Origin of the sequence: Tenacibaculum adriaticum (genome assembly GCF_008124875.1) — a bacterium.
GTDB classification, from domain to species: domain Bacteria; phylum Bacteroidota; class Bacteroidia; order Flavobacteriales; family Flavobacteriaceae; genus Polaribacter; species Polaribacter adriaticus.
Window position 1 is genome coordinate 723785 of sequence record NZ_VNIA01000002.1, and the last position, 21901, is coordinate 745685.

At 31.5% G+C, this 21901-nt stretch carries 22 protein-coding genes; 14 read left to right on the top strand and 8 right to left on the bottom strand.

Annotated elements, in window-relative coordinates:
• The first annotated feature begins 28 nt into the window (after nt 1-28).
• A complete protein-coding gene (locus tag C7447_RS08640; RefSeq protein ID WP_148870092.1) occupies nt 29-2497 on the top strand; it encodes a TonB-dependent receptor domain-containing protein in 2469 nt (822 codons plus the stop codon).
• Between the two features lie 94 nt (nt 2498-2591).
• Here the strand turns inward: C7447_RS08640 and C7447_RS14790 are convergent, their stop codons facing one another.
• Nucleotides 2592-2765 (bottom strand): hypothetical protein, encoded by a 174-nt coding sequence (locus C7447_RS14790; RefSeq protein ID WP_170245958.1) that lies wholly within the window; start codon nt 2763-2765, stop codon nt 2592-2594.
• A gap of 145 nt (nt 2766-2910) precedes the next feature.
• Here C7447_RS14790 and fumC point away from each other — a divergent pair, with 145 nt between their 5' ends.
• The 5 genes from fumC to C7447_RS08665 all read left to right on the top strand — a co-directional run bounded on the left by fumC (nt 2911) and on the right by C7447_RS08665 (nt 9853).
• Nucleotides 2911-4308 carry a class II fumarate hydratase gene (fumC, locus tag C7447_RS08645; RefSeq protein WP_148870093.1) on the top strand — a complete coding sequence of 466 codons (1398 nt, stop codon included), beginning with the start codon at nt 2911-2913 and terminating at the stop codon, nt 4306-4308.
• 147 nt (nt 4309-4455) lie between these two features.
• Nucleotides 4456-6822 carry an outer membrane beta-barrel family protein gene (locus C7447_RS08650; RefSeq protein WP_148870094.1) on the top strand — a complete coding sequence of 789 codons (2367 nt, stop codon included), beginning with the start codon at nt 4456-4458 and terminating at the stop codon, nt 6820-6822.
• A 94-nt stretch (nt 6823-6916) separates the two neighbouring features.
• Nucleotides 6917-7480, top strand: coding sequence for a hypothetical protein (locus C7447_RS08655; RefSeq protein WP_148870095.1), 564 nt, complete (start codon nt 6917-6919; stop codon nt 7478-7480).
• Nucleotides 7481-7555: 75 nt separating this feature from the next.
• On the top strand, nt 7556-8788 hold the full coding sequence (hutI, locus tag C7447_RS08660) for an imidazolonepropionase (protein WP_148870096.1): 1233 nt from the start codon (nt 7556-7558) through the stop codon (nt 8786-8788).
• 51 nt (nt 8789-8839) lie between these two features.
• Complete coding sequence (locus tag C7447_RS08665) at nt 8840-9853, top strand: formimidoylglutamase (RefSeq protein WP_148870097.1); 1014 nt, start codon at nt 8840-8842, stop codon at nt 9851-9853.
• A 9-nt stretch (nt 9854-9862) separates the two neighbouring features.
• Here the strand turns inward: C7447_RS08665 and C7447_RS08670 are convergent, their stop codons facing one another.
• The 7 genes from C7447_RS08670 to C7447_RS08700 all read right to left on the bottom strand — a co-directional run bounded on the left by C7447_RS08670 (nt 9863) and on the right by C7447_RS08700 (nt 13947).
• Nucleotides 9863-10054, bottom strand: coding sequence for a helix-turn-helix transcriptional regulator (locus tag C7447_RS08670; RefSeq protein ID WP_148870098.1), 192 nt, complete (start codon nt 10052-10054; stop codon nt 9863-9865).
• On the bottom strand, nt 10044-10463 hold the full coding sequence (locus C7447_RS08675) for a hypothetical protein (protein ID WP_148870099.1): 420 nt from the start codon (nt 10461-10463) through the stop codon (nt 10044-10046). The genes C7447_RS08670 and C7447_RS08675 overlap by 11 nt, the downstream gene beginning before the upstream one ends.
• A 231-nt stretch (nt 10464-10694) precedes the next feature.
• Nucleotides 10695-11450 (bottom strand): LytR/AlgR family response regulator transcription factor, encoded by a 756-nt coding sequence (locus C7447_RS08680; RefSeq protein ID WP_148870100.1) that lies wholly within the window; start codon nt 11448-11450, stop codon nt 10695-10697.
• Nucleotides 11451-11460: 10 nt separating this feature from the next.
• A complete protein-coding gene (locus C7447_RS08685; RefSeq protein ID WP_148870101.1) occupies nt 11461-11781 on the bottom strand; it encodes a 2TM domain-containing protein in 321 nt (106 codons plus the stop codon).
• A 16-nt stretch (nt 11782-11797) separates the two neighbouring features.
• Complete coding sequence (locus C7447_RS08690) at nt 11798-12142, bottom strand: 2TM domain-containing protein (RefSeq protein WP_148870102.1); 345 nt, start codon at nt 12140-12142, stop codon at nt 11798-11800.
• A gap of 4 nt (nt 12143-12146) precedes the next feature.
• A complete protein-coding gene (locus C7447_RS08695; protein ID WP_148870103.1) occupies nt 12147-13502 on the bottom strand; it encodes a 2TM domain-containing protein in 1356 nt (451 codons plus the stop codon).
• A gap of 28 nt (nt 13503-13530) precedes the next feature.
• Complete coding sequence (locus C7447_RS08700; protein ID WP_148870104.1) at nt 13531-13947, bottom strand: DUF2141 domain-containing protein; 417 nt, start codon at nt 13945-13947, stop codon at nt 13531-13533.
• A gap of 463 nt (nt 13948-14410) precedes the next feature.
• On the opposite strand from C7447_RS08700, the gene C7447_RS08705 reads away from it, so the two are divergent.
• Genes C7447_RS08705 through C7447_RS08740 form a run of 8 tightly spaced genes read left to right on the top strand, consistent with a single transcriptional unit; the run spans nt 14411 to nt 21892 of the window.
• Nucleotides 14411-15028 (top strand): GNAT family N-acetyltransferase, encoded by a 618-nt coding sequence (locus C7447_RS08705; RefSeq protein WP_148870105.1) that lies wholly within the window; start codon nt 14411-14413, stop codon nt 15026-15028.
• A complete protein-coding gene (locus C7447_RS08710; protein ID WP_148870106.1) occupies nt 15025-16212 on the top strand; it encodes an argininosuccinate synthase in 1188 nt (395 codons plus the stop codon). Before C7447_RS08705 ends, C7447_RS08710 begins: the two co-directional genes overlap by 4 nt.
• On the top strand, nt 16209-17186 hold the full coding sequence (gene argC, locus C7447_RS08715) for an N-acetyl-gamma-glutamyl-phosphate reductase (RefSeq protein WP_148870107.1): 978 nt from the start codon (nt 16209-16211) through the stop codon (nt 17184-17186). Before C7447_RS08710 ends, argC begins: the two co-directional genes overlap by 4 nt.
• Before the next feature lie 10 nt (nt 17187-17196).
• Entirely contained in the window at nt 17197-17997 is an 801-nt protein-coding gene (proC, locus tag C7447_RS08720; RefSeq protein WP_148870108.1) for a pyrroline-5-carboxylate reductase, read from the top strand.
• Nucleotides 17994-19118, top strand: coding sequence for an aspartate aminotransferase family protein (locus tag C7447_RS08725; RefSeq protein WP_148870109.1), 1125 nt, complete (start codon nt 17994-17996; stop codon nt 19116-19118). The genes proC and C7447_RS08725 overlap by 4 nt, the downstream gene beginning before the upstream one ends.
• The gene (locus C7447_RS08730; protein ID WP_148870110.1) at nt 19115-20050 is read left to right on the top strand and encodes a Rossmann-fold NAD(P)-binding domain-containing protein; all 936 of its coding nucleotides are present in this window, start codon (nt 19115-19117) and stop codon (nt 20048-20050) included. Before C7447_RS08725 ends, C7447_RS08730 begins: the two co-directional genes overlap by 4 nt.
• Before the next feature lies 1 nt (nt 20051).
• Nucleotides 20052-20828 carry an acetylglutamate kinase gene (gene argB / locus C7447_RS08735; protein WP_148870111.1) on the top strand — a complete coding sequence of 259 codons (777 nt, stop codon included), beginning with the start codon at nt 20052-20054 and terminating at the stop codon, nt 20826-20828.
• The gene (locus tag C7447_RS08740) at nt 20828-21892 is read left to right on the top strand and encodes a M20 family metallo-hydrolase (protein WP_148870183.1); all 1065 of its coding nucleotides are present in this window, start codon (nt 20828-20830) and stop codon (nt 21890-21892) included. The genes argB and C7447_RS08740 overlap by 1 nt, the downstream gene beginning before the upstream one ends.
• Nucleotides 21893-21901: the final 9 nt, after the last annotated feature.

The window sequence follows — 21901 nt, forward strand, 5'->3', positions numbered from 1 at the left end:
AGTATTTATAACATCATAATATCAACTAATGAAAAAAATATTATTTTTATTATTGCTTTTTAGCATATCTACTTTTGCCCAAAGACCTGATTCTAGGGAGAATACTTCTAAAATCACATTAACGGGTAAGGTAATAGAAACATCTACCAAACAACCTTTAGAATACGCAACTTTAGTATTAACTCATGTAAAAACTAAGCGTGTTTTAGGTGGTGTAACCGATCTTCAAGGAAATTTTTCTATTGAAGCTCCAAAGGGAGTTTACGATATGAAAGTAGAATTTATAGGGTTCAAAACAAAACCTCTTCCTCAAAAAAATTTGGCCGAAAACACAAACTTAGGTACTATTGCATTATCTGAAGATGCTGAAAAATTAGATGAAGTAGAGATTATTGCTGAAAAGTCTACTGTTGAAATTCGTTTAGATAAAAAAATATACAATGTAGGGAAAGACATGACCCTAAAAGGAGGAAATGCGTCTGATGTTTTAGACAATGTTCCTTCTGTAAACGTAGATGCTGAAGGTGCCGTAAGTTTACGTGGCAATGAAAATGTACGAATTTTAATTGACGGAAAACCATCTGCACTAGTTGGTTTAAGCGGTACAGATGCACTAAGAAATCTTCCTGCAGATGCTATTGAAAAAGTAGAGGTGATAACTTCTCCATCGGCACGTTATGACGCTGAGGGAACAGCTGGTATTTTAAACATCATTCTTAGAAAAGGAAAAATTACTGGTTTTAATGGTTCTGTTAATACCACTATTGGCCATCCTGAACAATACGCAATAGGAACAAACTTAAACTTCAGAACTAAAAAAATTAATTTGTTCTCTAACTTAGGTTATAGATACAGAAAAGGTCCTGGTAACTCCGAAAGCTTTTTTACTAATTTTGAAAATGGCATAATAGATAATTATAGAAAAGAGGATAGAATTTTTGATCGTAAAAGCAATAATTATAACGCTTCTATTGGTTTAGAATATTACTTAAACCAAAAAAGTTCTATTACGGGTACTTTTTTCTATAGAAAATCCGAGGATGATGACGTTGCTACAAACTACACCGAATTTTTTGATGCCAATAGAACTTTAACGGGTAATCAAACAAGAATCGAAAACGAAAAAGAAGATGGTACCGATACTCAATACTCTATTAACTATACCAATAATATTGATGATAAAGGACAAAAATTAACTGTTGATCTACAGTATAGTGATAGCAAACAAAATGAACCTGCATTAATTACAGTTGATGGAGATTTATCTGAACAAAACTCTCAAATAACCAATTCTACTTCTAAATTATTACAGTTAGACTATGTGTTACCTATTGGAAAAAATAGTCAACTAGAACTAGGACACAAAGCTGATTTACAAGATTTACATTCAGATTTTAAAGTTAGGGATGGAAATGGAGATCCTTTTGATAGAGATTTATCTAATGCGATAGACTTCCGACAAGATATTTATGCATTTTATGCTCAATTTGGTAGTAAAATAAATAAGTTTTCTTACTTATTTGGCTTGAGATCAGAAATTACTGAAATTGATTTGTATCTAATTAATGAAGATCTTTTTAATGAGAAAAATTACACTAAATGGTTTCCTACGATTAACTTTGGGTACGAATTAAATGATAATGATAACTTTACTTTAGGATACGCAAAAAGACTAAGAAGACCTCGTCACTGGTTTTTAAATCCTTTTGAAAGTAGAAGTTCTGCTACCAATGTGTTTAGAGGTAATCCTGATCTAAATCCGACTTACACGAGTTCTTACGATTTAGGATATAATACAAGAATTAGTAAATTTAATCTAGGAGCCTCTCTTTATTATCAGTATTCAACAGATGTAATTCAAAGGGTTTCTATTTTAGAAGAAAGAAATATAAATGGAATAGAAACAGATGTAACTGTAAGCCAGCCCTTAAATTTGAATGATGAGCAACGTTATGGTTTTGAATTCACTTCCAACTTCAATCCATCAAAAAAAGTGCGTTTAAGCGCTTCTTTTAACTACTTTAAATTTAAAACAGACGCCTTTACTTACGTATATACAGCTCCTGACGGACAACAAGTTACTACTCCTTTAAATGAAGTAAATGAAAGTAGTTGGTTTGCTCGTTTTAACTCGCGTATAACTTTACCTGCTAAAATTGAATGGCAAACAAGAGTAATGTACCGTGGCCCACAAGACGACGCACAAAGCAGTAGAAAAGGGATGTTTATTACTAATTTAGCTTTTAGCAAGGATTTATTTAAAGACAAAGCTACTTTGGTTTTAAATGTAAGCGACCTATTTAATACTAGAAAGAGAGAGAATACAACTTATTTATATGAGGATAATGGAGATTTAAAATCTATAAACGACGGAATTTTTCAATGGAGAGAGCGTCAAATATCTTTAAACTTTACGTACAGATTTAATCAAAAGAAAAAACAAGAACGTCCAAATAGTGGAGGTGGTGATGGTAATGGTGAAGAGTTTAGTGGATAATTAAAATATTCTTAAGAATATTAACTATCAAAAAACACCATAAAAAAGGTTCGCAAAATGCGAACCTTTTTTATTTCTATATTTTAAAAGCAGCTTATTTACCTTCTGATGCTTTTTTCGCTTCTTGCTTTAATTTCCAGTTTTCCCAAATAGTTCCACCAATCCAGTAAGGAACCACAAACGTTAATAAGAAAATTAACAACCAAAATCCAGTGGTAAAAATAAACATGAATAAAACTAATCCTGAAAATTCTGAAAAATCTAACATTTGTTTGTATTGAAAATTATAAATGCAAAAATAAAATATATTTTCAATTTTTAGTAGCAAAATTTAAAATATTTCAACAATCATTTCAACAATCGTTTCTCTTAGTTTTCTTAAATTTGATGCTTTAACACATAACATCAACAACATGAAATACAGAATAGAGAAAGATACTATGGGACAAGTTGAAGTTCCTGCAGATAAATACTGGGGAGCTCAAACAGAACGTTCTCGTAACAATTTTAAAATTGGTCCTGCTGCTTCTATGCCTTTAGAGGTTGTTTACGGATTCGCTTACTTAAAAAAAGCTGCTGCTTACACTAACTGTGAACTGGGTGTTTTAGCACAAGAAAAACGTGACTTAATTGCCCAAGTTTGTGATGAAATTTTAGAAGGAAAGCACGATGATCAATTTCCGCTAGTTATTTGGCAAACAGGTTCGGGTACACAAAGTAACATGAATGTAAATGAAGTTATTGCTAACAGAGCACACGAAATTGCTGGTAAAGTAATTGGTGAAGGAGAAAAAACCATTCAGCCAAATGATGATGTTAACAAATCGCAATCATCTAACGATACCTTCCCTACAGGAATGCACATTGCAGCTTATAAAAAGATTGTTGAAGTAACGATTCCTGGAGTTGAGCAATTACGTGATACACTTCAAAAGAAATCAGAAGATTTTAAAGACGTAGTTAAAATTGGTCGTACACACTTAATGGATGCTACTCCGTTAACCTTAGGACAAGAATTTTCGGGTTACGTAGCACAATTAAACTTCGGATTAAAAGCTTTAAAAAATTCATTAGCGCACTTATCTCAATTAGCATTAGGTGGAACTGCTGTTGGAACAGGGTTAAATACTCCTGCTGGTTATGATGTTTTAGTTGCAAAATACATTGCAGAATTCACAAAACTACCTTTTGTTACTGCAGAAAATAAATTTGAAGCTTTAGCTGCACACGATGCGTTGGTAGAAACTCACGGATCTTTAAAACAGTTAGCGGTTTCTTTAAATAAAATTGCAAACGACATTCGTTTAATGGCTTCAGGTCCTCGTTCAGGAATTGGCGAATTAATTATTCCTGCAAACGAACCAGGTTCATCAATTATGCCAGGGAAAGTAAATCCTACTCAAGCAGAAGCTATTACTATGGTTTGTGCACAAGTTATGGGTAACGATGTTGCTGTAACTGTAGGTGGAACACAAGGACATTACGAATTAAACGTATTTAAACCAATGATGGCAGCAAACGTATTACAATCCGCTCAATTAATTGGAGATGCGTGTGTCTCTTTTGATGTGAATTGTGCTGCAGGTATAGAGCCAAATCATGGTAGAATTGAAGAATTAGTAAACAATTCGTTAATGTTAGTTACTGCTTTAAATACAAAGATTGGTTACTACAAAGCAGCCGAAATTGCAAACACTGCACATGCCAACGGAACAACGTTAAAAGAAGAAGCTGTCCGTTTAGGTTATGTAACTCCAGAACAATATGATGAGTGGGTTAAGCCTGCTGATATGACAGGAAGTTTGAAATAATTTTTTTAATATAACTTTAAGAAAGCTGAACAGTTTTGTTCGGCTTTTTTGTTTTAACATTGTTTTGTCGCTAAACTTATTTTCAAGTAATTTAGCTACGTATACTGGACTTATTTCAGTTTTTATGAAAAAATTCTAATCAAAAAAATGAAAAACCACATTCAACATATAACCTTCTTTTTAGTCTTAATTTTTACTAGTGTTTCTCAAGCACAAAACATAAAAATTACAGGAACTTTAGTGGAACAAGAAACTGCTCAACCTATCCCCTACGCAACCGTTGCAATATTCAATAATGACACTAAAAAAGTAATTACAGGAACAACAACAGATGATAATGGAAAGTTTAATGTAGCTGTACCTAATGCTAATATTTACTTTGAAGTTAGTTTTATGGGTTATAAAACAAAAACTATCAACAAGTTTTCTGTTTCTAATAACAAAATAGATTTAGGAACTGTGCAACTTGCATCAGATAATCAAGCTTTGGATGAAGTAGTTGTATCTGGTGAAGTTTCTAAAACTACTTTTAAATTAGACAAACGTGTTTTTAATGTTGGAAAAGATATAAGTAGTACAGGTGTTAGCGCTTTAGAAGTCCTGAACAATGTTCCTTCTGTAAATGTAAATATCGAAGGAGAAGTTACTCTACGAGGAAGCGGTGGCGTGCAAATTTTAATTAATGGTAAACCTTCTGTGTTGGCAGATCAATCAAGTAATGCATTAGGTACTATCACTGCTGATATGATTGAAAGTATTGAAGTAATCACCAATCCTTCTGCAAAATATGAAGCGTCTGGTACTTCTGGGATTTTAAATATCATCTTAAAAAAAGAAGAAAAACAAGGATGGAACGGATCAATTTCTGCAAATACAGGAATTCCTGATAATCACAGTATTGGTGTAAGTATCAACCGAAGAACAGAAAAATTTAATTTGTTTTCACAATTTGGTGCTGGTTATCGTTCTCTACCAAGAGATACCGAAGCCAACAATTTTAACAAAACAAGTGGAAAAACAATTGCCAGTATAGGAGAAGAATTTAGAAATGAAAGCTTTTTCAACATTACGTTGGGTACAGATTATCACTTGAATGAATACAATGTGTTTACGCTTTCTGGAAATTTCGCCTATGAAATTGAAGATCAACCTTCAGAAACCAATTTCAGTTCTTTTACAGAGAGTAATTTAGATTCTCGTTGGATACGAAAAGAAACGACCGAAGCTACCAACCCAAAATGGCAATATGAGTTCAACTGGAAAAAGACCTTTAAAAATAGCAAAGATCACACATTCCAGTTAAGTGCTTTGGGAAGTTTTTTTGGAAAAGATCAATCCTCTTTGTTTACAGACACCACTGTTGAAGGTGAAAATGTAGACAGCAATCAGCGTACAGCTACTAATTTTCAACAAGCAGATTACACATTAAAGGCAGATTATGTAAATCCGATTTCTAAAGAATACACCTTAGAAACAGGTGTACAATACGTTATTAATGATGTGGGTAACGATTTTGAAGTTGAAAATTTTGTAAATGGTGCGTATGAAATTGATGAAGACCTTACTAACAACTTTGAATGGAATCAAAAGGTCTTAGGAGTTTATGCAACTGGTGCTTATGAAAATGATGCTTGGGGTGTAAAAGTAGGATTACGCGTTGAGAATACCGATCTTAACACACTACTAACCAATACTAATGAAGCAAACGCACGAAACTTTACTAACTTATTCCCTACCTTGCATACATCCTATAAATTGAGTGAAAATTTTTCACTACAAGCAGGATACTCAAAACGTATTTTTAGACCACGATTATGGGACTTAAATCCGTTTTTCAACATTAGAAATAACTTTAATGTACGAGTGGGTAACCCAGATTTACTACCAGAATTTACACACTCTTATGAATTGACCAGTATTTATAAAATCGGAAAAGCATCTTTAAGCTCAAGTTTATACCACAGATATACCACCGATGTAGTTGAACGTGTTTCTACTTTTGATAACGATGTAACATATACAACTCCAGAAAACATTGGTACAAACGCAACGTATGGTTTTGAAACCAACGGAAAATACAGTCCTGCTAAGTGGTTAACGTTTAACGGAGATTTTAACTTCAATTATTTTGATAGAAAAGGAACTTTTGAAGATCAAATTTTTGATTTTACCGGTAGCCAATGGTCAACAAGATTAGGTTCTAAAATAGGATTACCGGCAGACATCGATTTAGAATTGAATGGAAATTATCGCTCAGGATTTGAAACTGTACAAGGAAAACAAAGTGGTTTTGCTTTTTTAGACTTAGGGTTACGTAAAAAAATATTTAAAGGAAAAATAGTAGCTAATTTGGGGGTTAGAGATGTATTTGCTTCAAGAATTCAAGAGCGATTTGTAAACCAAACTACCTTTTCAACCTATGATTATAGCTTACGCGGACGCTTTATTACATTTGGTATAAGCTACGGTTTTGGTAAAGGAGAAGCCATGACCTATTCTGGTAGAAGAAGGTAATCACCTGTTTATCAAAATCTTTTATTTAAAATTATCTACATTAGAGACCATCAACCATTAAATCGATAGATATTTTAACACACTGAAATTAACTATGAAAAACAAAACGTTTTACAAAACGATACTTCTTTTAATTTTTGTTTTTATTTTTTCTTGTAAAAATAAAACTAATACAAGAGTAATATCTAACGGACTTAAGCAAAGTTTATCATTTAATAAAGTTAAAAATCAAGATGATGGTTTATCAGATTTCACATTCCAAATTGACACTACTGATGTAATTAAAAATCTAAAGTTTTACAAGAATATTGAATTTTATAAGTTAAATTTAACAAACTATGATTCAATATTTATAGGAAAAAGAAATGATACTATTTTCACATATGATAGTGGATTAAATTTTGTTGAAGTATTTCTAATTTTAAATAAGAAGAATCATCATAATTTAGGAAGGCTTGGAAATGACTTCAGTGTTGAATTATTGAAATCTAATGATTCTACTTTTCATTTTTCTTTAAGTAAACTAAAAGACAGAAATGACGATTGTGTTATTTTTATAGCAGGAGATTACCCTAAAAAAACAATCTCTTCAATCACAACAGATATAAATGGAAAAATTATTGACATAAAAATTAATGATAATAGTTCTGTAAAATAATCTACAACTACTCATACTAAAACTTATTTTAGATGATTATAGTTTTAACTACTTTTGTCTGTAAGTAAAAACTATATGACAACACTTTTCACCAACATAAAAGAACTTATTCAAGTTAGAGACGCCTCTGTAAAAAAAGTATCGGGTAAAGACATGAGTATGTTACCTACTATTAAAAATGCTTTTTTACTGATTAAAAGCGATACCATCATCGATTTTGGTTCGATGGAAAATGCGCCAACTTCAGCAGATAACACAATTGATTGTTCCGGGAAAATGATTTTACCAACGTGGTGTGATTCTCATACACACATTGTATATGCTGGTAATCGTGAGCAAGAGTTTGTAGATCGCATCAACGGATTAACCTATGAGGAAATTGCCAATAAAGGTGGCGGAATTTTAAACTCAGCTAAAAAACTGCAAGAAACATCTGAAGAAGATTTGTATCAGCAATCAGCAAAACGTTTAAAAGAAGTGATGCAATTAGGTACCGGAGCTATTGAAATTAAATCAGGTTACGGACTTACCGTAGAAGCAGAACTAAAAATGCTTCGCGTTATTAAAAAACTAAAAGAGAATTATAACATTCCTATCAAAGCAACATTTTTGGGTGCGCATGCTTTTCCGAAGGAATATAAAAACAATAAAGAGGGTTACATCAACTTGATCATTGAAGAAATGTTACCCAAAATTGCCGAAGAGAACTTAGCCGAATTTATTGATGCTTTTTGCGAAACAGGTTATTTTTCGGTAGCACATACGGATAGAATTTTAAAAGCAGGTGTTGCACTCGGACTCACACCAAAAGTACACGTAAATCAATTTACAACCATTGGTGGCGTGCAAGTAAGTATAAAACACAACGCACTTTCGGTAGATCATTTAGAGGTGATGAATCCTGAAGATATCAAAGCTTTACAAGGCACTAAGACCATGCCTGTTGCCCTACCCTCTTGTTCGTATTTTTTGAGTATTCCGTACACACCGGCACGCGATATTATCAACGCAGGTTTACCGTTAGCCTTAGCAACCGATTACAACCCGGGTTCTACACCCTCAGGAAATATGAATTTTGTAGTTTCAACCGCGTGTATTAAAATGAAAATGACTCCGGAAGAAGCTATAAACGCATCCACCATTAACGGTGCGTATGCCATGAACTTATCGGATGAAGTGGGCTCAATTTCCAAAGGAAAAAAGGCGAACTTCTTCCTAACAAAAGAGATTCCGTCTTACGGATTTTTACCTTACAGCTTTGGTAGTAATTTAATTGAGAGTGTTTATATTGGTGGTGAGAAAATTTAACTGGTTTAACGAATAAAAAGATTCCTGCCTTCGCAGGAATGACACAAAAACATGCTACACATTTTTACACAAAACGATATTAATGATTTGGTACACACAAGAGATGGTGAAACCAAACTAGGTGAAACAGTTACTGTTTTGGATGATGAAAAAGACTTTTTTGAAGAAGTTGAAAACAACACTTCAAAATTTGTTTTGATTGGTGTTCCTGAAGATATTGGTGTAAAAATGAATGGAGGAAAAGGTGGCGCACACACTTCTTTTTTTCCTGCTTTACAAGCCTTTTTAAACACACAAGAAAATCAGTTTATATCAGGTAAAGACATCTTAGTTTTAGGCTATTTGGACTTTTTAGAAACCGTGGAAACTTTTGTTGCTGATGATCCTGAAAAAGGAGATTATTTGGTAAAACAAATTGATAAAGAACTCTCTGAACTGATACATTTTGTGGTTTCCATCGGGAAAACTCCGATAGTCATTGGTGGCGGACATAACAATGCGTACGGAAATATAAAGGGTTTATCAACAGCAAAAAAGGAAGCTATAAATGTGGTGAATTTAGATGCTCATACCGATTTACGTAGGTTAGAAGAACGTCATAGTGGTAACGGATTCTCGTATGCTATACATGACGGGTTTTTAGATCATTATTTTATGTTTGGCTTGCACGAAAATTATACTCCACAATATATTTTTGAATACATTCACGATCATATTAACATAGAATACAATATGTTTGAAGAGTTAGAAATATATCAATCTACCTCTTTTGAAAGAGAATTACAACGTGCTGAAAATTTCATTCAAGAAAAACCTTTTGGAGTTGAAATCGACTTAGATTGTATTCAATATTTTCCGAGTAGCGCGATGACACCTAGCGGATTTACACCTCAACAAGCACGAAAATTCGTGCATCATTTTGGTAAAAATAAACAAGTAAGTTATTTACACATTTGTGAAGGTGCTCCGACAGTTATGAATGAACCTATTGCTGCTACTCAAGTTGGAAAATTTATTAGCTATTTAATTACTGATTTTTTAAAAGCGAAGAGTTTTAGTGGTTAATTTTTCTGATTATTCCATAATAAAAACCTCTTCAATTTTCATATTGAATACTTTAGAAATATCATACGCAAGTTTAAGAGAAGGATTGTACTTTCCTTTTTCAAGAAATACAATAGTTTCTCTGCGTACTCCTACTTTTTGAGCAAGCTCAATCTGTGTCAAATTATCTTTGGCACGTAGTTCCTTAATCCTAGTTGTCATCTATTCCTACTTTTGAAAGGTACAAGCGAATAAAAAGAAAGATAAGAGTCATACCCATCATACCAATCGCTATTACAAATTTGGCTTTATTTACCGAATCGATAGAAAACATATCTAATGCAAACAAACCAATCAGCCACATATAAATCGATATGCTAAAAGCCATAGAAGCAGCTTTTTGAGTTATCTTTTTTGAGAGTTCATCCTCAGGATTTAACCCTGATTTTGCGTCTTTTAATGCTTGAACACCAGAATAAATTATAAATCCAACTATAAGCAACATCACTCCAATGGTTCCGTAAGCGAATTCATTAAATGGCTTTGTTGTATTAAATATCCAAAAGCCCATTAAACCTAAAATAAAGGCTGCTACAGTAAATTTTACTATAGCAAATTTTTTTGCTTTCATATTTGTGTTATTTATTTCTAACACAAAGTTATATATTTATAACATCAAAAACAAATAAATCTTGAATAAACTGTAACTTATTAGAAATGAATATAAAATTTAAAAAAAATAAAACAAGGACTGAATTCTATTTTTTATAAATTATGATGAGTAGAAATAGAGTACTTTAATATTTCAGTGCCCAAACACGAAACACTATATTTAAATGGCTCTTTATTATTCAAGCAACCCTCAATCAATCCAATTTTTAAAATCTTTTACACGCTCTCTACTTACAATAATTTCCTGCTCATTATACGAATGGAGCTTTAATTGCAAACGCGAGTTGGTATACGAAACAATATCTTTTATGGCATTGATGTGTACAATAAACGTTCTATTCACTCTAAAATACTGTTCAGGGTCAAGTTGATCTTGCCAATGCTCTAAAGAATAATCTATTAAGTAATTCCTGTTTTCATTACTATGTATGTAGGTAGCTTTGTTTTCAGAGTACAAACACTCAATATTATCGGTATGAATTATTTTAATATGCTGCCCGATTTTAATGGTAAATCGCTTTTTATATTTTCTGTCAATAGGGTTAATCAGTAGTTTTCTAATTTCATCAATATTAACCTGTAAATCGCTTTTTTGAGGTTGTTGTTCTTTGTATTTATCAACTGCAACTTTTAACTCATCTTCATCAATCGGTTTTAACAAGTAATCAATTGAATTTAACTTGAACGCTTTTAATGCGTATTCATCGTACGCAGTTGTAAAAATGATTGCCGATTTTACAGGAATTTCTTCAAAAATTTCGAACGACAATCCGTCAGACAATTGAATGTCTAAAAAAATTAAATCAGGATGTTCGTTATTTTGAAACCAATTTAATGACTCTTCTACCGAATGCAACATGGTATGTACATTGATATTATGAGTTGCTAACATCCTGTTTAGCCTTCTTGCGGCAGGCTTTTCATCTTCAATAATTAGTACGTTCATTGTTTCTTTGTTAAAGTTTATCATTAAAAAACTGTGTTTTTCTCTGATTTTCTTCCTGCATTAACTCTTTTATTTTACGTTCTTCCCAATCTTTACCTAATCCTATAAAATTCTTTCCAAATACAGTAAACCAATGTATTAAAATTGCTGTTGCCCAACCTAGAACCGGAAACCAAAACCAGTGAAATTGAGGCACAAAAATTAAATTTACCGTAACTACAATAGGCATTGTTAATACATAGGCTAACAAATGTGTATAAAATGTTTTTATTTCTTTTACTTTTTTCTTTGCTCTTAGAAATTGTTGTTCTTTTACAAATTGTGTTTCCATTGTTTTACTTACTTAATTATTTTTTTAACATTCGGTTTTTTCTTTCCTCCTCTTGCTCCATTAATTCTTTGATCTTACGTTCTTCCCAATTTTTGGTTAGTAAATGCGGATACCCATACACTCCTAACCAATGAAAGAACAATCCAATTCCCCAAAATACCCATGTAGAATAGGTTCCGAAATTAGTTAAGGCTTCAATAAAGCTACTTTTACTATTGCTCATTATACCATAAATAACTACTGCACTTATAAAAATATTAATAACTAAATACCAAAATAAATGTGCATAAAATCCTTTTACTTTTTTAACATGTCTTTTTGCTAAAATATATCTTTCTTCTTGTGTATAATCTCTTTCCATAATTCTAAAACTTATTCTTATTCATCATTTCTTTAATTTTACGTTCTTCCCAATCTTTACCTAAGAAAAGATTGTACCCAAAAGCTTCTAATCCATGAAAAATTACACCTATTCCCCAACCTGTCACGGGAAACCAAAACCAATAAAATTGTGGTGAAAATCTTAAATTAATAAATATTAAAAGTGGTATAAAAATAACATAAGATGTTAGGTTTTGGTAAAATTCTTTTATTTTTTGGACTCTCTCAACAGCCTTTATATAGCTGTTATTCTCAAAGTTATTATCTGATGTATTCATAATATTTTCTGATTTAACTAATAGTGGTAAACTCACTATAAATGTTTTACGATTATTTTCTATTTTTACATTTTCTGTGGATATTAATCCATAACGATCTGCAATATTTTGCAATCCTACTTTTGTACTTTTACCAATGGCTTCTTTCGGATTCACATTATTTTTAATTTTTAAGAACCCATTTTCTTCATAAATAGATATTTTCAATGGTTTTGAAGATGAAACCACATTGTGTTTCACTGCATTTTCTAACAATAATTGTAACGATAACGGAACAATTTTTAATTCTGAATTACTTACCGATGTTGGTACTTTAAACTCTAACGCATCTTCAAAACGCATCTGCAACAATTCCATATACGTTTTTGCAAATTGTAACTCCTCCTCTATTGGTATTAGCTCTTTGTTTCGTTGTTCCAAAACATAACGATATACTTTAGATAATTTTGTCGTAAACTTTTCTGCTAAATTCGGGTTTTCACTAATTAGCGATGTTAACACGTTTAAACTATTGAATAAAAAGTGGGGATCTATCTGACTTTTTAATGTTTCAAACTTTGCGGTTTCTGTTTTTGCTACTATTTGTTGTTGTGTACTTTCTTGACTTACCGATTTTTTCCACTCAATCATAAATCCGCGAGCGTGTAAAAATGCTGATACAGCAAAAGAAAATAAAATCCAAAAGAGATGAATCCAAATCATCGTTTCACTAAAAAAAACATCTGGACTGTTTCCTGAAATCTCAATATAAACTACATAATGAATAATTAAAATAACAGGAACTGTATAACAGATAGTGGTTATAATTCCTATCCAAACTCTACGATTCGTCTGTGTAACCCAATTCCATTTTGAAGTTAAATAATCATTTAAAAAGCCTTGACCCAAGCCCAAACCGAAAGAGTACATTGCTGATATCTCTATCGTTAGAAGCAAAGACTTAATTGTATAGTTTCTATTAATTATAAAGAAGAAAGCTGCGAAAATAAAAGTTATTTTTAATGTTAACCTAAATCCTTTTTTTAGTTTTTCTAATGAAAAAATATTTTCTTGCGCTTTCATTCTATCTTTTTAATTTAAATTCTATTAATTAAAATCTGATTTCTAAAGATACATCTTTATCTAAAATTTCAAATTTTGCACTTTCATACGTTGGCGGACCAAATGGATTTAATTTGTTATTAGAAGCTCCGTAATCTTCCAAAGGCATACCATTTGCTTCAAAATCCATTCTACCATTATTATTTTTATCATGATAACATACTATCGCATATTCTCCTTCTTCTACATTCTCAAAAACAACTTTACTCTTTCCATTTTCTATTATGGCTGATTTGCTTAGCATTGGTTTCTTTCTAAACCCTTCTTTTGTATATAAGGCAAAATTTATTTTTCCTTGGTTAGATGTTGCATTTACTACGGTTACAGTAATATTTCTTCCTCCGATTGATGTGATGTTTGTTAACATCATTATTCCCCATGCTACTAAAGTCAATACGATTTTCATAATATAAATTTTTTAAAATTAATTACACCGCAAAATTCCAATACTAAACATCATTTAAAAATTTAAAATTACTGAACTGTAGATTATAAAAGATGAATTGTATTTTATTTCAAAAAATATGTATAAAAAGTTTTTTTTATCATTCTTTTTTATACATTTACATTAATGTTTACTATAAAAAATAATACATATACACCCTATACTGTTTTGCGCGAAAGCAAACGAAGACGTTAATACTAGTGTTCTAGTTTTTAACCAGCAGTTTATTATTATTATTTTTCCATGAAACACATTTTCTCAATATCTTTTTACCAATCTTTAGTTATTCTTACGAATAATAGGGTTTTAGTACGCCGATTTTTCTCAAGTTGTCGCCCGTAAGGGTGTATTCTATTTTTGAGCTCCAGGTGAGTCCAGCTCAGTTTTCAAACATTAATTATTTTTTAAACTTTAAATCAAAACAATGGAAGTTGTTATTGCTGATAAATCACATAGTATTTATGCAGAGATTATATGCAAAACGATTGCTGAATCTGCACAAGTTAGAGGTACTGGAATTGCAAAACGTACCCCAGAATATATTATTACAAAAATGGAAAATGGAAACGCTGTTATAGCTTTAGATGGCGGTTTTTTTGCGGGTTTTTGTTATATAGAAGTTTGGAGTCATGGAAAATTTGTCGCCAATTCTGGATTAATTGTTCACCCAGATTATAGAGAACAAGGCTTAGCTAAAAAAATTAAAGCTAAAGTTTTTGAGCATTCGAGAACCAAATTTCCTGAAGCCAAAGTTTTTAGTATTACTACAGGTTTAGCGGTTATGAAAATGAATAGTGATTTAGGTTATAAACCTGTTCCCTTTTCTGAACTGACCGCAGATCAAACATTTTGGAATGGCTGTCAAACTTGTAAAAATTACGATGTTTTACAACGTACAGAACAAAAAATGTGTCTGTGTACAGGAATGTTGTACGACCCTAAAGCTGTTGATATTAATCAGAAGATAAAAATAAAACCCAATGTTTTTAGAAGACTAAAACAAATAAAGCAAACCTTGTATTTAAAAAAAGAGAAAAAATGAAAAAATTAGTTTTAGCCTATAGCGGCGGATTAGACACAAGTTACTGTGCGGTTCATTTATCAAAAGACAAAGGCTTTGAAGTACATGCCGTTAGTGTAAATACTGGAGGTTTTTCAAAATCTGAAATTGAGAATATAGAAAGAAATGCTTATAAAATGGGTGTAAAAACCTATAAGAATATTGATGCTGTAAAAAGTTACTATCAAAAAGTAATTAAGTATTTAATTTTTGGAAATGTATTAAAAAATAACACCTATCCTTTATCTGTAAGTGCCGAAAGAATTATTCAGGCTATAGAAATTATAGAATACGCTAAAAGTGTAGATGCAAAATACATTGCTCATGGAAGTACGGGTGCTGGTAATGACCAAGTAAGATTTGACATGATTTTTCAAACTTTAGCGCCAGAAATTGAAATCATTACACCGATTAGAGATGAAAAATTATCTCGTCAAACAGAAATTGATTATTTAAAAGCAAATGGTATTGAATTGTCTTGGGAAAAAGCCAAATATTCAGTAAACAAAGGGCTTTGGGGAACAAGTGTTGGCGGACAAGAAACATTAACTTCTGAAAAACCTTTACCAGAAACAGCTTTTCCATCACAATTGGAAAGCCAAAACACGCAAACTATTAAATTAACTTTTGAAAAAGGGGAATTAATTGCTCTAAACGATGAGAAAAATCATCCAGAAAAAGTTATTGAAAACTTAAACAATTTGGCATCAAAATTTGCTATCGGTAGAGATATTCATGTTGGCGATACTATTGTTGGTATTAAAGGAAGAGTTGGTTTTGAGGCTGCTGCTGCATTAATTACGATAAAAGCGCATCATCTGTTAGAAAAACATACACTAACAAAATGGCAGATGCAACACAAAGAGTATTTGTCTAGTTTTTACGGAATGCATTTGCACGAAGGACAATTTTTAGATCCTGTAATGAGAAATATCGAAGCCTTTTTACAAAGTAGCCAAAAGAAAGTTTCTGGTGATGTTATGGTAACTTTAAAACCTTATCATTTTTCTTTAGACGGCATTGTTTCTAAACATGACTTAATGAATGCGAAATTTGGAAGTTATGGTGAAGAGAATAAAGGCTGGACTGCAGATGAAGCTAAAGGGTTTATTAAAATTATTGGAAACCAAAATAAAATTTATCATCAAGTAAATTCAGAATCATGATAAAAGCAGGAATTATTGGTGGCGCAGGCTATACCGCAGGAGAATTAATTAGATTGTTGATTTTTCACCCAAATGTTGTAATCGACTTTGTGTATTCTACCTCTAACGCAGGTAATAAAATTAGTGCAATCCATCAAGATTTAATTGGCACGATTGATTTGAATTTTACAGATACAATCAATACAGAAGTTGATGTACTTTTTTTGTGTTTAGGACATGGAAACTCTAAATCCTTTTTAGAAAAAAACATTTTTTCTAAAACCACAAAAATTATTGATTTAAGCAACGATTTCAGACTCGAAAAAGATAAAACCATTGCTCATAAAACTTTTGTATATGGATTACCTGAGTTACAGAAAGAGCAAATACAAAATGCTAATTTTATTGCAAATCCAGGTTGTTTTGCGACCGCAATTCAATTGGCAATTTTACCGTTAGCAAATGCTAATTTATTAGAAAATGATATTCATATAAACGCTGTAACTGGCGCAACTGGTGCAGGAACTTCGCTATCAAAAACCACTCATTTTACGTGGAGAGATAACAATTTTTCTCATTATAAAGCTTTTGAACACCAACATTTAGGAGAAATTCATCAATCTGTAAATCAGCTTCAAAAGAAGTTTAATGCTGAAATTAATTTTATTCCTAATCGAGGAAATTTTTCAAGAGGAATTTTTGCTACGCTTTATACGGAATTCAAAGGAAGTTTAGAAGAAGCTACATTATTATACACTGATTATTATAAGGATGCGAAATTTACATTTTTATCCGAAGAGGAGATTCATTTAAAGCAAGTGGTAAACACCAATAAATGTTTACTTCATTTACAGAAACACAAAAACAAGCTACTCATTACAAGTACCATAGATAATTTACTAAAAGGTGCTTCGGGACAAGCAGTACAAAATATGAATTTGATGTTTGATTTTGAAGAAACGGAAGGTCTACACTTAAAAGCTAACTTTTTTTAAACAAAGCACTATGAAATTAGCCATAATAGGAACAGGAAATCTAGGACATTCTATTGCCAAAGGATTGATTACAAATAATGCAATTACCACTTTGTATTTGACGAAACGAAATTTGGATTCAATTCAAGAATTTGAAGGATATAAAAACGTTTTTTTAACAACAAGTAATGAAGAAGCTGTTAAGAATTCTGATATTTTAATTTTTGCTGTTCAGCCATCAAGTATGGAAAACGTATTAAATGAAATTAAACCTTTTTTAAAGGAAAATCATGTTATAATTTCTACCATAACTGGTTTTATAATTCCTAAAATTCAAGAAATTGTTGGTGAACATCAATTTATTATAAGAGCAATGCCAAACACTGCAATTGCTGTTGGAAAATCTATGACATGTTTATGTAGCAATGAAGCAGGAAAAAAACGAATTAAAATTGCAGAAGCTATTTTTAACAGATTAGGAACTTCTATTGTAATTCCGGAAAGTCAAATGCAAGCAGCAACTGTTATTTGTGCAAGCGGAATTGCTTTTTGGATGCGCTTAATTAGAGCAACAACGCAAGCCGCAATTCAACTAGGTTTTGATGCCGAAGAGGCGCAAAAATTATCTATGCACACCTGTGAAGGTGCCGCTAGTTTATTAATTACAACAGGAAATCACCCAGAACAAGAAATAGATAAAGTAACCACACCTAAAGGCTGTACAATCGAAGGACTAAATGAAATGGAACACAAAGGTTTAAGCTCTTCTTTAATTCAAGGAATGGTAGCTTCTTTTAATAAAATTAATTCCATAAAAACTGAGCAATTATGAATCTTTTTAATGTATATCCCCTTTTTGATATTACCCCAGTAACGGCAAAAGATGTGTATGTTTTTGACGAAAAAGGAACAAAATATTTAGACTTATATGGTGGTCACGCTGTAATTTCAATCGGACATGCACATCCAGAATATGTAAAAGCAGTTTCTGAACAAGTGGCTAAAATTGGTTTTTATAGCAATTCTATTCAAAACCCTTTACAAGTTGAGCTGGCTGAAAAATTAGGAAAATTATCTAATTGTGATGAATACGAGCTTTTTTTATGTAATTCTGGAGCAGAAGCGAATGAAAATGCGTTAAAAATAGCATCCTTTCATACTCATAAAAAGAAAGTTTTAGCCTTTAAAAACTCATTTCACGGAAGAACTTCTGCGGCTGTTGTAGCAACAGATAATCCTAAAATAATAGCTCCCATTAATGCTCAACAAGAAGTTAATTTTGTAGATTTTGGTGATTTAGAATCCGTAGAAAAAATATTAACCCAAAATAAAACTTGTGCAGTAATTTTCGAAACCATTCAAGGAGTTGGTGGTTTAGATGAAAGTACTACTGCGTTTTATCAAGGCTTAGAAAAATTATGCAAAGCAACCAATACACTTTTAATTGCTGATGAAGTTCAATCTGGGTTTGGAAGAACTGGTGATTTTTTTGCATTTCAAAAGCATAAAATTACGCCAGATGTAATTTCAATGGCTAAAGGTATGGGAAATGGTTTTCCTATCGGAGGTATTTTAATTCACCCAAAAATTAAAGCTTCTTTTGGTTTATTAGGAACTACGTTTGGAGGTAATCATTTGGCTTGTGCTGCTAGTTTAGCGGTTTTAAAAGTAATCGAAAATGAAAAATTAATGAACAATGCAAAAGAGATCTCTAATTATTTTATAAAAAATTGCGATTCTATATCACAATTGAAAAGTGTTAAAGGAAGAGGATTAATGCTAGGTTTAGAATTTGATTTTCCAATCGCAGAACTAAGAAAAAAACTGATTTACAATCACCATATTTTTACTGGTAGTGCAAATAACCCTAATTTAATTAGAATTCTTCCTTCTTTAACAGTTAAAAAAGAACATATTGATTTGTTTTTTGATGCTTTACAACAAGAATTATGAAAAAATATACAGACATAAATGACCTTGAAAATATTTCAAAAACGATTCAAGAGGCTATTCAACTAAAAAAGAATCCGTATGTTTTTGAAAATTTAGGAAAACACAAAACCTTGGTTATGTTGTTCTTTAATTCAAGTTTAAGAACTCGATTAAGTACCGAGAAAGCAGCTAAGCATTTAGGAATGCAAGTAATGACTTTAAATGTAAACGATGCTTGGAATATAGAGTTTGAAGACGGAACTATTATGAATTTAGACAAATCTGAGCATGTTAAAGAAGCGGCTCAAGTGATTTCTCAATATGCCGATATAATTGCTTTAAGGGCTTTTCCCACATTGACAGATAAGGAAAAAGACACTTCTGAAATCGTTTTAAAAAGTTTTGAGAAATTTGCCACAGTGCCAATTATAAATATGGAAAGTGCAACTGCTCATCCTTTACAAGCTTTGGCCGATGCAATTACTATTGAAGAATTAAAAACAAAAAAAAGACCTAAAGTTGTTCTTTCTTGGGCACCTCATCCTAAAGCATTACCACATGCAGTTGCTAATTCGTTTGTAAACATGATGCAAGAAATTGATGTTGACTTCTCAATTACACATCCGAAAGGCTATGAATTAAATTCAGAAGTAACAAAAAACACTTCAATCAATTACAATCAAGAAGAAGCTTTAAAAGATGCTGATTTTGTCTATGTAAAAAACTGGAGTAATTATACAGATTACGGAAAGGTAAGCAACCAAGATACACATTGGATGATGACTAAAAAAAAATTAGGCAATGCTAAATTTATGCATTGTTTACCTGTAAGAAGAAATATTGTGGTGGAAGATGCTGTTTTAGACAGTGAAAATTCGGTTGTTATTCAGCAAGCAAATAACAGAACTTTTTCTGCTCAAATTGTGTTAAAAAAAATCCTTGAGAATTTATAAAATGGAAACTTTAAAAATTATAAAAATTGGTGGAAATATTATTGATAACGAACAGGTATTAGATGATTTTCTAAAGCAATTTTCTCTAATAAAAGGATTAAAAATTTTAGTTCATGGAGGTGGAAAATTAGCAACTCAATTGGCTGAAAAAACTGGTGTAAGAGTGAATATGGTTGATGGGCGAAGAATTACCAATCTTGAAACTTTAGATATTATTACGATGGTTTATGCAGGTAAAATCAATAAAAATATTGTTGCTAAACTACAAGCTTTTCATTGTAATGCTATTGGTTTTACAGGAGCTGATGGAAACTCTATAATATCAACAAAACGTCCCGTAAAGGAAATTGATTTTGGATTTGTTGGCGATGTTGAAAAAGTAAATACAAAAACACTACAAATTCTATTAGAGCATAAAGTTACCCCTGTTTTTTGTGCAATAACACATGATAATAACGGACAATTATTAAACACAAATGCAGACACAATAGCTTCTGAACTAGCTATTGGTTTTGCTAAAGATTTTAAAACTGAATTGTATTATTGTTTTGAGAAAAACGGTGTTTTAAAAGATATTAATGATGATTTTTCAGTGATAGAAAATATTAATTTAGAAAATTATCAAAAGCTAATTGATACTAAAGTTATTTCAGATGGAATGCTTCCAAAACTCAATAATTGTTTTCATGCAATTAAAAATAACGTAGAAAAAATCTGTATTGGAAAACCTGAAATGCTATTCAAACAAAAAATAAAATGTACGACTATAAAACAATAATGAGCCAAAAAGAACTTACATACAGCGCTATAGATCTATTAAAAAAACTTATAGAAACACCTTCTTTTTCATCCGAAGAAAATGAAACAGCTATTCTATTAGAACATTGGTTTATAGTTCACTATATTGACTATAATAGAACTAATAATAACGTTTGGGCAACTAACAAATTTTTTGATGAAAGCAAACCCACTTTATTATTAAACTCTCATCACGATACGGTATTTCCTAATAACGGTTATACTAAAGATCCTTTTAAAGCCATTGTTGAAGACGGAAAACTTTACGGTTTGGGAAGTAACGATGCGGGTGGTTGCTTAGTATCTTTATTAGCTACCTTTACTTATTTCTACAACCATGAAGATTTAAAATACAATCTAGTTTTTGTTGGATCTGCAGAAGAAGAAAGCAGTGGTCCTAACGGATTAAATAGCATGCTTTCTATTATTCCTAAGGTTGATGTTGCTATTGTGGGTGAACCAACTGAAATGCAACTTGCTGTTGCTGAAAAAGGCCTGGTGGTTTTTGATGCTAAAGTGAACGGAACACCAAGTCATGCTGCACATGTTAATCCTGATAATGCAATTTACAACAGTATCAAAACATTAAAATGGTTTAAAAACTATCAATTTGAGAAATCTTCTGAAATATTAGGAGATGTAAAAATGACAGTAACACAAATTAAAGCGGGTAAACAACACAACGCAGTTCCTGCTGCTGTAGAATTGGTTATAGATGTTCGTGTTAACGACAAATATAAAAACGAAGAAATTGCAAACATTTTACAAAAAGAAGCTCCATGTTCTGAAATAAAAGCAAGAAGTTTACGATTAAATTCTTCTTCAATACCAACAGATCATGAATTGGTGCAAGCGGGAATTGATTTAGGAAGAGAAACCTATGGTTCTCCTACTCTATCAGATCAATCGGTTTTAAGTTGCCCTTCATTAAAACTAGGCCCTGGAGACAGTACACGTTCTCATACCGCAGACGAATATATCTATATAGAAGAAATTAAAGAAGGAATAGATATTTACATTAAATTGTTAGATAAAATACTTTAAAATACTACT